The sequence below is a fragment of the Pseudomonas sp. R3-57 genome, from assembly GCF_051132065.1.
GTDB lineage: Bacteria > Pseudomonadota > Gammaproteobacteria > Pseudomonadales > Pseudomonadaceae > Aquipseudomonas.
The window spans coordinates 6,046,837-6,058,704 of sequence record NZ_CP071655.1; the positions used below are offsets into that span (position 1 = coordinate 6,046,837).

An 11,868-nucleotide genomic window follows, 5' to 3' on the forward strand; every position below is an offset into this window, starting at 1 on the left:
TGGGAGCTGGCTTGCCAGCGATGGCTGCCTGCCTGACACACCGCGGGGGCGCCATCGCTGGCAAGCCAGCTCCCACAGGGTTCTCGGCAGAGGTCAAACACCATGGCTGACTCGATCTCGCTGAAAAAACTGGTCACCCGCCTGTTACTGGTGGTGGTGGCGATGTTTGTTTTCGGGTTTGCCCTGGTGCCGATCTACGACGTGATGTGCAAGGCCTTCGGCATCAACGGCAAGACCGGCGGGCAGTACGAGGGCGAGCAAGTGGTCGACACCTCGCGCCAGGTGCGCGTGCAGTTTCTCTCGACCAACACCGCCGACATGCCATGGGATTTCTATCCCAAGCATGACGAGCTGACCGCCAACCCCGGTGCGGTCAACGAGATGGTGTTCATCGCCCGCAATCCCACCGACAAGCCGATGAGTGCGCAAGCGGTGCCGAGCATCGCGCCGAGCAACGCAGCAGCGTATTTCCACAAGACCGAATGCTTTTGTTTCACCCAGCAGGTGCTGCAACCCGGTGAACAGATCGAGATGCCCGTGCGTTTCATCGTTGACCGCGACATGCCCAAGGAAGTGAAGCACCTGACGCTGTCCTACACGCTGTTCGATATCACCGCCCGACATCCACCGGTGGCTGTTAATACCGGCGGTTGAGCGTGCTCGATAAGGAGAACAATAAATGGCAACTCATGAGCACTATTACGTCCCGGCCCAGAGCAAATGGCCGATCATTGCCACGCTCGGGATGTTCGTCACCGTGTACGGCCTGGCTACCTGGTTCAACGATCTGAAGGCAGCGCGGCCGGATTCCCACGGCCCGCTGATCTTTTTCGTCGGCGGCCTGTTGCTGGCGTACATGCTGTTCGGCTGGTTCGGCGCGGTGATCAAGGAAAGCCGCGCGGGTCTCTACAGCCCACAGCTGGATCGCTCGTTCCGCTGGGGCATGAGCTGGTTCATCTTTTCCGAGGTGATGTTCTTTGTCGCTTTCTTCGGCGCGCTGTTTTATATCCGCACGGTTTCCGCGCCCGGTCTGGCCGGCGAAGGCAGCAAGGGCGTGTCGGAAATGCTCTGGCCGAACTTCGAGTACGTCTGGCCACTGCTGAACAACCCGGACCCGAAACTCTTCCCGCCACCCAAGGATGTCATCAGTCCGTGGGGCCTGCCGCTGATCAATACGATCCTGCTGGTCAGCTCCAGCGTGACCATCACCATCGCCCACCACGCCTTGAAGAAGGGCCATCGCGGCGCGCTGAAACTGTGGCTGGCGATCACCGTGCTGCTCGGCATCGCGTTCCTTGGCTTTCAGGCTGAAGAATATATCCACGCCTACAAGGAGCTGGGACTGACTCTCGGCTCGGGGATCTACGGCGCAACGTTCTTCATGCTCACCGGGTTCCACGGCGCCCACGTGACCATCGGCACGATCATTCTGTTCGTGATGCTGATGCGGATCATGAAGGGCCATTTCGACAACGAGCACCAGTTCGGCTTCGAAGCCGCGAGCTGGTATTGGCACTTCGTCGACGTGGTGTGGATCGGCTTGTTCTTCTTCGTCTATGTGCTTTGACAGCAGCTGCAAGTTGCTAGCTGCAAGCTTCAAGCTTGAAGCTGCCAACTTGTAGCTTGCAGCTACCAAGGCACGTGGAAGACCAACTGGCCGCTGTAGAAACCCCAGGCCATCAGGCCGACGGTGATGGCGGCCAAGGCCACCCGAACACTCAAGGCGATGACCAGGCGATTGGAGCTGCTGTCGTCCTTGACCAGGAAAAACAGGCCGCTGAACAGGCTGATCACCGTGGCAATCAGCATCAGGACGATCGCTGCTTTGAGCATGGGAAGAACTCCGGGGGACAGGCGATGCAGTTGAGTATAGCGAGCGCGACGACTGACTTTGTGGCGCGGCCATGAAGCGCTTCCGTCCGGGGGTGATACCGACCGTGGTGGTCGCGTTGTTGCTGCCGCTGATGATCGCGCTGGGCTTTTGGCAACTGGGCCGGGGCGCGGAAAAAACCGCGCTGCTGGCCAGCTACGCCGAGCGTCGTGTGGCCGAGCCGATGGCCAGCAGCGAACTCGCAACCAGCGCCGATCCGGCCTATCGCCCCGTGCGCCTGCACGGTCAATTCGATGCCGCGCACAGCTTGTTGCTCGATAACCGCCAGCGTGGCGGCAAGGTTGGCGTCGAGTTGCTGCAACCGTTTCAGGATCAGCGCAGCGGGTTGTGGCTGCTGGTCAATCGCGGCTGGCTGCCGTGGCCGGATCGCCGTGTCGCACCGCAGTTCTCCACGCCTACTGATGCGCTGACGCTCGACGCCTGGGTCTACGTCGCCCCCGGCGCGACGTTCCAATTGCATGCCGATCCGGTCAGCCGCACCTGGCCGCAAACCGTCACCGCCGTCGAGCCGGGCAAGCTCTGGCAAACCCTTGAGCGCGACGGCTTCGCCTATGAAGTGCGCGCCGAACCCGGCCCGGCCAGCTATCAGACCGATTGGCCGGTAGTCGCGATGGGCCCGGAAAAACACCTCGGCTATGCCGTGCAGTGGTTCGCCATGGCGACCGCCCTGCTCGGTCTCTACGTTTATTTGGGCTTGCACAACGCAAAGGAGAAGCACCATGGGAACGGCCATGAATCCACCCAGCATGTCTGAAGCCAAACCTGCCGTCAGCCGCCGTCGCGGACGCATCCAGCTGCTGTTGATTGTGCTCGGCGTGGTCGGGCCGATGATCCTCGCCACCGGCATGTACAAATTGCAGTTCTGGGTACCCGAGGGCCGCAGCTATCACGGCGAACTGATCGGCAACGGCCAGACCCGAGCCGACCTCGGCGTGCAGGCGGACGAGGAGCGCTGGCAATTGCTGGTGACCGCGCCAACCGCGTGTGCGGTGGATTGCCAGCAACTGGTGTATCTGGCGCGGCAGATCCAGATCGGTCTCGGTCGCGAAGCCGGGCGCGCCAGCCACGCCCTCGCCGCGACGCAACCGCTGAGCGCTGACTACGAGGCCAAGCTCACACGCGAGTATCCGCAACTGCAGCGCTATCCGCTGGACGCTGCCGCCTTCAGCAAGGCCACCGGCGATAAAGCCACGCCACAACTGTGGATCGTCGACCCGCACGGCAACCTGGTGCTGCGCTACGAACCGAACGTGAAAGGCAAGGATCTGCTCAACGACCTGCGGCATCTGCTGAAACTGTCCAACATCGGATAAGGGCATCGTCATGGCCAAACCTGGATTTCGCCTCGCGCTGTTTGCCACCCTGCTGGCGCTGATTGTGGTATTGCTCGGCGCCTACACGCGCCTGACCCACGCCGGCCTCGGCTGCCCCGACTGGCCGGGTTGCTACGGCTTTATCAGCGTGCCGAAAAGCGAGGCGCAACTGGCCCATGCCGAGCTGCATTACCCGGACTCGCCGGTGGAAGCGCACAAGGGCTGGAACGAGATGATCCACCGCTACTTCGCCGGCACCCTCGGTTTGCTGATTGCCGTATTGGCCGGGCGCGCCTGGGTCAATCGCCGCCATCCGGGGCTGCCGTTGAAGCTGCCGTTGTTTCTGCTGGCGGTGGTGTTTGCGCAAGCGGCGTTCGGCATGTGGACGGTAACGCTCAAGCTCTGGCCGCAAGTGGTCACGGGGCATTTGCTCGGTGGCTTCGCGACCTTGAGCCTGCTGTTTCTGCTGACGCTGCGTTTGTCTGGGGTACTGCCGGCGCTGAGCGTGCCCAGACGCTTGCAATATTGGGCCACGGCCGGACTGTTACTGGTGATCGGACAGATTGCGCTGGGCGGTTGGGTCAGTTCCAACTACGCCGCGGTGGCGTGCATCGACTTCCCGACCTGCCACGGGCAATGGCTGCCGCCGGCGGATTTCGCCAATGGCTTTCACCTGACTCAACACATCGGCCCGAATTATCTGGGCGGGCAACTCGATAGCGATGCGCGCACCGCGATTCACCTGACCCATCGCATCGGCGCGCTGCTGGTAACCGTTGTGCTGCTCGGTCTGGCCTGGCAATTGAAAGTGGTGGGCATGACGCGACTGGCCACTCTGGTGCTGGTGGCTCTAGGCGCACAGATCACCCTCGGCATCAGTAACGTGCTGTTCCACCTGCCGCTCGCGGTGGCGGTCGCGCACAACATCGGGGGCGCGGCGCTGTTACTGAGCATGGTTTTGGTCAATTATCACGCACGCACCCGCCTCGTCCGGGTCACCCGACCGGCGCTCGCACGCTGGCACCTGAGCCCGCGTAAACATGCTGTCGGGCCCATTGCATTGAAAGGAGAAACGCCATGGCGAGTCTGATCGGCGCGCGCGCGACGCAAGCGCTGTGGCGCGATTATCTCGAGCTGACCAAACCGAAAGTCGTGGTGCTGATGCTGATCACCTCGCTGGTCGGCATGTTCCTCGCCACCCGCGCCGGCGTGCCGTGGACGGTGCTGGTGTTTGGCAATCTCGGTATTGCGCTGTGCGCGGGCGGCGCGGCGGCGGTCAATCATGTGGTCGATCGGCGCATCGATGCGGTGATGGCGCGGACGCACAAGCGACCCTTGGCCGAGGGCCGGGTTTCACCAGCGGCAGCGCTGACCTTTGCGCTGGTGCTGGCGCTGCTCGGCCAGGCCTTGTTGCTGGCCTTCACCAACCCGCTGACGGCGTGGCTGACCCTCGCCTCGCTGCTCGGTTACGCGGTGATCTACACCGGTTTCCTCAAACGTGCGACACCGCAGAACATCGTCATCGGCGGCCTCGCCGGCGCGGCACCGCCGTTGCTCGGCTGGACCGCCGCTACCGGCCATGTCAGCGCCGAACCGCTGCTGCTGGTGTTGATCATCTTCGCCTGGACCCCGCCGCATTTCTGGGCGCTGGCCATCCACCGCAAGGAGGAATACGCCAAAGCCGACATTCCAATGCTGCCGGTGACCCACGGCGAGCACTACACCAAAGTGCACATCCTGCTGTACACCTTCGCGCTGCTGGCGGTGAGTCTGCTGCCGTACGTGATTCACATGAGCGGCATGCTCTACCTGATCTGCGCCCTCGCCCTCGGCGCGAGGTTTCTGCAATGGGCCGTGGTGCTGTACCGTGGCACTCGGCCGCACGCGGCGATCAACACCTTCAAGTACTCTATTTATTACTTGTTCCTGTTGTTCATCGCCCTGCTCGTAGACCACTACTTACTGTTGAACCTATGACCCGAACCCAGAAAACCGTTTTCATCCTCGTCGCCGTGATCGCGCTGATCCTGGGCCTGACCGTCAACAAAGTGCTGAGCGGCAAAGGCCAGGGCGACCCGACCGCGCTGATCGACGCCGGAATCATTCTGCTGCCGCAGAGCCGCACCCTCCCGGACGTGACGATGACCGATCAGGACGGCAAACCGCTGGCCATCGATGAACTGCAAGGCAAATGGAGTCTGTTGTTTTTCGGCTACACCTTCTGCCCGGACATCTGCCCGACCACACTCGCGCAACTGCGCCAGATCAAGAGCGAATTGCCCAAGGATGCGGTGGATAAATTGCAGATTGTCTTGGTCAGCGTTGACCCGAACCGCGATACGCCAAAGCAGTTGAAGCAGTACCTGGGTTATTTCGATCCGCAGTTCATTGGCCTGACGCCGGCGTCGATTGAAGAGCTGCAGAAGGTTGCGAATGCGGTGAGCATTCCGTTTATACCGGCCGACACCAGCAAACCGAATTACACGGTGGATCACAGCGGCAACCTCGCGGTGATCGGCCCGGATGGCAAGCAGCGCGGGTTTATCCGGGCGCCGTTGAACAATGCCAAGCTGGTTGCGCAGTTGCCGGTGATGCTCAACGGCAATTAATCGCCCAAGATCAAAATCCCCTCACCCTAGCCCTCTCCCGGAGGGAGAGGGGACTGAATGGGGGATATTCAGAAGTTACGCCGAATTGAACGTGCTGCTTTGAATCCATAATCGCCAAGATCTTTCAAGTCGATGCATAGCGCAAGACACCTCGGTCGGCCCCCTCTCCCTCCGGGAGAGGGCTGGGCGGGCGGCGTTCCGATGAGGGTAAGCTTCACCGCAGATCCACAGCCAAACACCAGACACAAAAAAGGGGACGCTCATGGCGTCCCCTTTTTCATGTAACTACCGGAATCAGAACGCCGGCAACACCGCACCCTTGTACTTCTCGGTGATGAACTGCTTCACCTCCGGGCTGTGCAGCGCAGCCGCCAGTTTCTTCATCGCGTCGCTGTCCTTGTTGTCCGCTCGGGACACGAGGATGTTCACGTACGGCGAGTCGTTACCTTCAATCACCAGCGCATCCTTGGACGGATCGAGCTTGGCTTCCAGCGCGTAGTTGGTGTTGATCAGCGCCAGATCGACCTGGGTCAGCACGCGCGGAATGGTCGCTGCTTCCAGTTCACGGAATTTCAGGTCTTTCGGGTTCTGCGCGATGTCCTTGATGGTCGACAGGATGTTGGTCGGATCCTTCAAAGTGATCACACCGGCCTTTGCCAGCAGCAACAGCGCACGGCCGCCGTTGGTGGCGTCGTTCGGGATGACCACGTTGGCGCCGCCTGGCAACTCTTCAATTTTCTTGTATTTGCTCGAATAGGCGCCCAGCGGCTCCAGGTGCACACCGGTGACGGCAACCAGGCTGGTGCCCTTGGCCTTGTTGAATTCATCGAGGTACGGCTGGTGCTGGAAGAAGTTCGCGTCCAGACGCTTTTCCGCCACCTGCACGTTTGGCTGAATGTAGTCGGTGAAGACTTTGACCTTGAGATCCACGCCTTCTTTGGCCAGCGTCGGTTTGACGAACTCGAGGATTTCCGCGTGCGGCACCGGGGTGGCGGCCACGGTCAGGGTTTCGGCTTGGGCCGAGAATGCTGCAACGGCAGCAAAAGCAGCGATCAGTTTTTTCATTCAGCGAACTCCTTGTGATGGCGCTCGCCAGCGAATGGCCCGCGCCTCTCTTGATTAAAAAACCGCTTATTTGCGCGAGAAATGCACGACCAGTCGATCGCCAACCATTTGCAACACCTGCACCAGAATCAGCAGCAGCACCACGGTGACGATCATCACGTCGGTCTGGAACCGCTGGTAACCGAACCGGATCGCCAGGTCACCCAGCCCACCTGCGCCAACTACACCGGCCATCGCCGTGTAGGACACCAGTGTAATCGCTGTCACCGTAATCGCCGCGAAGATGCCCGGGCGTGCTTCCGGCAGCAAGGCATTGATGATGATCTGCCGCGTGGTCGCACCCATCGACTGGGTCGCTTCGATGATGCCGCGATCGACCTCACGCAGCGCGGTTTCCACCAGTCGCGCGAAGAACGGCGTGGCACCGACCACCAGTGGCGGAATCGCACCGGCCACGCCCAACGACGTGCCAGTAATCAGTACGGTGAACGGGATCATCACGATCAAAAGGATGATGAATGGCAGAGAACGCAGGATGTTCACCGCCAGCGACATGATTGCGTACAGGCCTCGGTTTTCCAGTAACTGACGCGGGCTGCAAAGAAACAGCAGCACACCCAGCGGCAAGCCGAGCAGCACGGTGAACAACAGCGAACCGCCGAGCATCAGCATCGTGTCGCCGGTGGCCAGCCAGATTTCGTACCAGTCGATATTGGTGAAGAAACTGATCAGGTCTTCCATTAGCGCAATACCTCCATGTGAACGTCAGCGGCGGTGAAGCGGGCAAAGGCCGCTTCCATGTCGCCACCGGTGACGGCGAGGGTCAATTGCCCGTACGGAATGTCTTTGATGCGGTCGATGCGACCGGCCAGAATGCTGTAGTCGACGCCAGTTTCCCGAGCGACGGTTCCGAGCAACGGCGCGTAGGTCGCTTCCCCCTGGAAGGTCAGACGCACGATCCGGCCCGGCACGTGGGCGAAATCGTCACGCTGCTCGCTTTCGTCGATCTGCTCGCTTTCCTGAACGAAACGCTTGGTCGTCGGGTGCTGCGGATGCAGGAACACATCGGCTACCGAACCCTGCTCGACGATAACGCCGGCGTCCATCACCGCCACTTGGTCGCAGACACGGCGAATCACGTCCATCTCGTGGGTGATCAGGACGATGGTCAGTTTCAGTTCGCGGTTGATCTCCGCCAGCAGTTGCAAAACCGAGGCGGTGGTCTGTGGGTCGAGGGCGCTGGTGGCCTCGTCGCACAGCAGAATCTTCGGCTTGGTCGCCAGAGCGCGGGCAATGCCGACGCGCTGCTTCTGGCCGCCGGACAGTTGCGCCGGGTACTTCTTCGCGTGGTCGGACAGACCGACCCGCGCGAGCAATTCGGCGACGCGTTTGTCGATGTCGCTGGCCGACAGTTCGCCGGCCAGGGTCAGCGGCAACGCGACGTTATCGGCCACCGTCTTCGACGCCAGCAGGTTGAAGTGCTGGAAGATCATTCCGACCTGCTGACGGAAACGGCGCAGGCCGTTGGCGTCCAGCGCGGTGACTTCTTCGCCGTCGACGATGATCTTGCCGCCGCTGGAATCTTCCAGGCGATTGATCAGACGCAGCAGGGTACTTTTTCCCGCACCGGAATGGCCAATCAGGCCGAACACCTGACCGTTCTCGATGGTGAGACTGGTCGGGTGCAGCGCGGGGATGTCCTTACCGGCGACGCGGTAAGTCTTGTGCACGTTTTGAAACTCGATCACGTAGCGAACCTTGTGGGGCGCGTTGGAAAAGGATCAGCGGTTAGCCGGGCGCGCATTTTAGCCTGTCCGTATAGAGGTTCTTAGCATTTATTTCGCAATTAACCTTCGATTTGGCAATAACACGATCAAAGGTCAGATAAACGGAACGGCTGAAACGCTCGCAAGTCACTAAGTAAGCGACTTGAAACCCTGGGTGCCGTGCCCGGGAATCACTCAAGGGTCTGCGGAAGGCATCCGGGGCCAAACGAGGAGTTTACGTCTGATGAGCATCAAAAAGCCTGCACCCGCTAAAAGCGAACTGGCCGGGACCGATACCCCGGATCGCGCCAACACCAACGCCAAGCTCGAGAGCCTGGAAGAATTCCGTTCCGACGCCACCGGGCAGGCCCTGCGCACCAATCAGGGGGTGAAGATCGCCGATAACCAGAACACTCTAAAAGCCGGGCCACGCGGGCCGTCGCTGCTGGAAGACTTCATCATGCGTGAGAAAATCACGCACTTTGACCATGAGCGCATTCCCGAGCGCATCGTCCACGCCCGCGGCACCGGTGCCCATGGTTTCTTCCAGAGCTACGAGAATCATGCGGCGCTGACCAAGGCCGGTTTCCTGCAGGACCCGGGCAAGAAAACCCCGGTGTTCGTGCGCTTTTCCACGGTGCAGGGCCCGCGCGGTTCCGGCGATACCGTGCGTGACGTACGAGGGTTTGCGGTGAAGTTTTTCACCGATGAAGGCAACTTCGACCTGGTCGGCAACAACATGCCGGTGTTCTTCATTCAGGACGCAATCAAGTTTCCCGACTTCGTCCACGCGGTGAAGCCCGAACCGCACAATGAAATTCCTACCGGCGGCTCGGCTCACGACACCTTCTGGGACTTCGTCTCGCTGGTGCCGGAATCGGCGCACATGGTGATCTGGGCGATGTCCGACCGGGCGATCCCGAAAAGCCTGCGCAGCATGCAGGGCTTCGGCGTGCACACCTTCCGCCTGATCAACGCCGAGGGCAAATCGCGCTTCGTCAAATTCCATTGGCGCCCGACTGCCGGCACCTGCTCGCTGGTGTGGGACGAGGCACAGAAGCTGGCTGGTAAAGACACCGACTACCATCGCCGGGACCTGTGGGAGTCGATCGAAATGGGCGACTATCCGGAATGGGAACTCGGCGTACAAATCGTCGAGGAGGAAAACGAACACGCCTTCGATTTCGACATTCTCGACCCGACCAAGATCATCCCCGAAGAAATCGTACCGATCACGCCGCTGGGCAAAATGACCCTCAACCGCAACCCGGACAACTTCTTTGCCGAAGTCGAGCAGATCGCGTTCTGCCCGGGCCATATCGTGCCGGGCATCGATTTTTCCAACGACCCGCTGCTGCAAGGCCGGCTGTTTTCCTACACCGACACGCAAATCAGCCGACTCGGCGGACCGAATTTTCATGAGTTGCCGATCAACCGCCCGGTCGCGCCGTTCCACAACGGCCAGCGTGACGCGCAGCATCGCACTACCATCGACAAGGGCCGCGCCTCCTATGAGCCGAACTCGATCGATGGCGGCTGGCCGAAAGAAACCCCGCCGGCCGCGCAGGACGGTGGCTTCGAAAGTTATCCGGAGCGCATCGACGCCGCCAAGATCCGCCAGCGCAGCGAATCGTTCAGCGACCACTTTTCTCAGGCGCGGCTGTTTTTCAACAGCATGAGCGACCACGAGAAGGAGCACATCATCGCGGCCTATAGCTTCGAACTGGGCAAGGTCGAGCGCGAGTTCATCCGCGCACGGGAAGTGAACGAAATTCTCGCCAATATCGACCTGACCCTGGCCAAGCGCGTCGCAGAGAACCTCGGTTTGCCAGCGCCGACCCAAGGCACCGTCGAGGTTCGCAAGACCTCGTTGGAGCGCTCGCCAGCGTTGAGCCAGGCCAACCTGCTGCCGGGTGATATCAAGACGCGCAAAGTGGCGATCCTCGCGGCCAACGGCGTAGACGCCGCAGCCATCGACGCGATGAAAAAAGCGCTGAAAGCCGAAGGCGCCCACGCCAAAGTGCTCGGCCCGACTTCGGCGCCGGTAAAAACTGCGGACGGCAAGGCATTGCCGGTGGACGCGTCGATGGAAGGCATGCCATCAATCGCCTTCGACGCGGTGTTCGTGCCGGGTGGCGCGGCGTCGATCAAGGCGTTGAGCGCTGATGGTGTGGCGTTGCATTACCTGCTCGAGGCTTACAAGCACCTGAAAGCGATCGCGCTGCATGGCGACGCCAAGCAGTTGCAGGACTTGCTCAAACTGGAGGCGGATGCCGGGTTGTTGCAGGGTGCGGATGTGGCTGCGTTGACCAAGCCGTTCTTTGCGGCGATTGGCGAGCATCGGGTTTGGGCGCGGGAGCCTAAGGCCAAGGCTGTTCCAGCCTAAAAATCTTCGCTGACAGTAACAACGCCATCGCGGGCAAGCCCGATCCCACAGGGTCATATTGTCCTGTGGGAGCGGGCTTGCCCGCGATGCTTTTTATGGCTTGCGCGGGCTTAAGACCATCTGCGCCGGCACGGTGCGCAAAATCTGCTTCTCGATCTGCAAATCAAAATCCGGATTCAGCTTTTTAACCCGCTTGCTCAGCAACGTCGCCAGCCACGGATAATCCGCCGTGCGCGGCGCCTGGATACTCACGGCACACTGGTAATTCACTACATCGGCGGCGATCGCATCGAGTTGCCGCTGCAGTTTGTGAATATCATGGATGTTCAGCGCAACCGTGGTGCTTTCCGCGGTCGGGTCGATCACTTTGGCTTTCGGCCGGGCTTCGGCAGCCAGCAGCGCCGCTTCGGCTTTTTCCAGCTCGGCCTTGCGCGCTTCGGTGATGGCGCCGTTGACGCCGCCGGTCAGCGCTGGCGCCTTGGGCATCAGCACACGGGCGCGGCTTAACGCTGTCGCGGCGGCGTTGACATCGCCCTTTTGCAGAACGATCTGGCTGCGCAGCAGGTATGCCTCGGCCAGTTGCCGTTGATATTGCTCAAGGGACTGATCGTTGGGGGTTGCGGCCTGCAAAGCGGCCAACTGGTCTTCGGCGGTGGCCAGTTCGCTGCTGGCCAGGCTTTGCTCCAGCTGTGCGATGGCCGTAGCCCGCGCGTCGGGGACTTCAGCCACCGGCGGCGTACTTTGGCAGGCGCCCAGCAGCACGGAAAATGCGACAAGGAGCAGATAACGGGAGGCGAACGGCTTCATTCCTGCGACTCTCTAATTGCGCAAAAAGCGA

The 11,868-nt window shown here is 61.0% G+C and carries 13 protein-coding genes; 8 read left to right on the forward strand and 5 right to left on the reverse strand.

From position 1 onward, the window contains the following. Window positions 1-102 precede the first annotated feature (102 nt). Window positions 103-654 (forward strand): cytochrome c oxidase assembly protein, encoded by a 552-nt coding sequence (locus J3P93_RS27090; RefSeq protein WP_434593840.1) that lies wholly within the window; start codon window positions 103-105, stop codon window positions 652-654. 25 nt (window positions 655-679) lie between these two features. Continuing rightward, entirely contained in the window at window positions 680-1,567 is an 888-nt protein-coding gene (locus J3P93_RS27095; protein ID WP_093096231.1) for a cytochrome c oxidase subunit 3, read from the forward strand. 62 nt (window positions 1,568-1,629) lie between these two features. Here the strand turns inward: J3P93_RS27095 and J3P93_RS27100 are convergent, their stop codons facing one another. Further along, window positions 1,630-1,833, reverse strand: a complete 204-nt coding sequence (locus J3P93_RS27100; protein ID WP_434593843.1) for a twin transmembrane helix small protein — start codon at window positions 1,831-1,833, stop codon at window positions 1,630-1,632. Between the two features lie 71 nt (window positions 1,834-1,904). On the opposite strand from J3P93_RS27100, the gene J3P93_RS27105 reads away from it, so the two are divergent. Genes J3P93_RS27105 through J3P93_RS27125 form a run of 5 tightly spaced genes read left to right on the forward strand, consistent with a single transcriptional unit; the run spans window position 1,905 to window position 5,813 of the window. Beyond that, entirely contained in the window at window positions 1,905-2,645 is a 741-nt protein-coding gene (locus tag J3P93_RS27105; RefSeq protein ID WP_434593846.1) for an SURF1 family protein, read from the forward strand. Beyond that, window positions 2,611-3,204, forward strand: coding sequence for a hypothetical protein (locus J3P93_RS27110; RefSeq protein WP_434593849.1), 594 nt, complete (start codon window positions 2,611-2,613; stop codon window positions 3,202-3,204). Before J3P93_RS27105 ends, J3P93_RS27110 begins: the two co-directional genes overlap by 35 nt. 10 nt (window positions 3,205-3,214) lie before the next feature. Next, complete coding sequence (locus J3P93_RS27115) at window positions 3,215-4,294, forward strand: COX15/CtaA family protein (protein ID WP_434593852.1); 1,080 nt, start codon at window positions 3,215-3,217, stop codon at window positions 4,292-4,294. After that, on the forward strand, window positions 4,282-5,181 hold the full coding sequence (gene cyoE, locus J3P93_RS27120) for a heme o synthase (RefSeq protein WP_434593855.1): 900 nt from the start codon (window positions 4,282-4,284) through the stop codon (window positions 5,179-5,181). The genes J3P93_RS27115 and cyoE overlap by 13 nt, the downstream gene beginning before the upstream one ends. After that, window positions 5,178-5,813: an SCO family protein gene (locus tag J3P93_RS27125; protein WP_434593858.1), complete on the forward strand. Its 636-nt coding sequence runs from the start codon at window positions 5,178-5,180 to the stop codon at window positions 5,811-5,813. Before cyoE ends, J3P93_RS27125 begins: the two co-directional genes overlap by 4 nt. 294 nt (window positions 5,814-6,107) lie before the next feature. Here J3P93_RS27125 and J3P93_RS27130 read toward each other — a convergent pair whose 3' ends face one another. The 3 genes from J3P93_RS27130 to J3P93_RS27140 form a co-directional block, all read right to left on the reverse strand. After that, entirely contained in the window at window positions 6,108-6,878 is a 771-nt protein-coding gene (locus J3P93_RS27130; protein ID WP_434593861.1) for a MetQ/NlpA family ABC transporter substrate-binding protein, read from the reverse strand. Window positions 6,879-6,944: 66 nt separating this feature from the next. Next, the gene (locus tag J3P93_RS27135; RefSeq protein WP_434593864.1) at window positions 6,945-7,619 is read right to left on the reverse strand and encodes a methionine ABC transporter permease; all 675 of its coding nucleotides are present in this window, start codon (window positions 7,617-7,619) and stop codon (window positions 6,945-6,947) included. Further along, window positions 7,619-8,626: a methionine ABC transporter ATP-binding protein gene (locus J3P93_RS27140; protein WP_203420185.1), complete on the reverse strand. Its 1,008-nt coding sequence runs from the start codon at window positions 8,624-8,626 to the stop codon at window positions 7,619-7,621. The genes J3P93_RS27135 and J3P93_RS27140 overlap by 1 nt, the downstream gene beginning before the upstream one ends. Before the next feature lie 262 nt (window positions 8,627-8,888). Here J3P93_RS27140 and katE point away from each other — a divergent pair, with 262 nt between their 5' ends. Further along, entirely contained in the window at window positions 8,889-11,030 is a 2,142-nt protein-coding gene (gene katE, locus J3P93_RS27145) for a catalase HPII (protein WP_434593868.1), read from the forward strand. A 93-nt stretch (window positions 11,031-11,123) separates the two neighbouring features. On the opposite strand, the gene J3P93_RS27150 is transcribed toward katE, so the two are convergent. Continuing rightward, window positions 11,124-11,837 carry a PA5502 family lipoprotein gene (locus J3P93_RS27150; RefSeq protein ID WP_434593871.1) on the reverse strand — a complete coding sequence of 238 codons (714 nt, stop codon included), beginning with the start codon at window positions 11,835-11,837 and terminating at the stop codon, window positions 11,124-11,126. Window positions 11,838-11,868: the final 31 nt, after the last annotated feature.

Bases quoted from the DNA above. Each gene is read 5' to 3' on its own strand.
- cyoE (WP_434593855.1), top strand. From the start codon at position 4,282: ATGGCGAGTCTGATCGGCGCGCGCGCGACGCAAGCGCTGTGGCGCGAT.
- J3P93_RS27090 (WP_434593840.1), top strand. From the start codon at position 103: ATGGCTGACTCGATCTCGCTGAAAAAACTGGTCACCCGCCTGTTACTG.
- J3P93_RS27115 (WP_434593852.1), top strand. From the start codon at position 3,215: ATGGCCAAACCTGGATTTCGCCTCGCGCTGTTTGCCACCCTGCTGGCG.
- katE (WP_434593868.1), top strand. From the start codon at position 8,889: ATGAGCATCAAAAAGCCTGCACCCGCTAAAAGCGAACTGGCCGGGACC.
- J3P93_RS27100 (WP_434593843.1), bottom strand. From the start codon at position 1,833: ATGCTCAAAGCAGCGATCGTCCTGATGCTGATTGCCACGGTGATCAGC.
- J3P93_RS27125 (WP_434593858.1), top strand. From the start codon at position 5,178: ATGACCCGAACCCAGAAAACCGTTTTCATCCTCGTCGCCGTGATCGCG.
- J3P93_RS27105 (WP_434593846.1), top strand. From the start codon at position 1,905: ATGAAGCGCTTCCGTCCGGGGGTGATACCGACCGTGGTGGTCGCGTTG.
- J3P93_RS27110 (WP_434593849.1), top strand. From the start codon at position 2,611: ATGGGAACGGCCATGAATCCACCCAGCATGTCTGAAGCCAAACCTGCC.
- J3P93_RS27130 (WP_434593861.1), bottom strand. From the start codon at position 6,878: ATGAAAAAACTGATCGCTGCTTTTGCTGCCGTTGCAGCATTCTCGGCC.
- J3P93_RS27095 (WP_093096231.1), top strand. From the start codon at position 680: ATGGCAACTCATGAGCACTATTACGTCCCGGCCCAGAGCAAATGGCCG.
- J3P93_RS27150 (WP_434593871.1), bottom strand. From the start codon at position 11,837: ATGAAGCCGTTCGCCTCCCGTTATCTGCTCCTTGTCGCATTTTCCGTG.
- J3P93_RS27135 (WP_434593864.1), bottom strand. From the start codon at position 7,619: ATGGAAGACCTGATCAGTTTCTTCACCAATATCGACTGGTACGAAATC.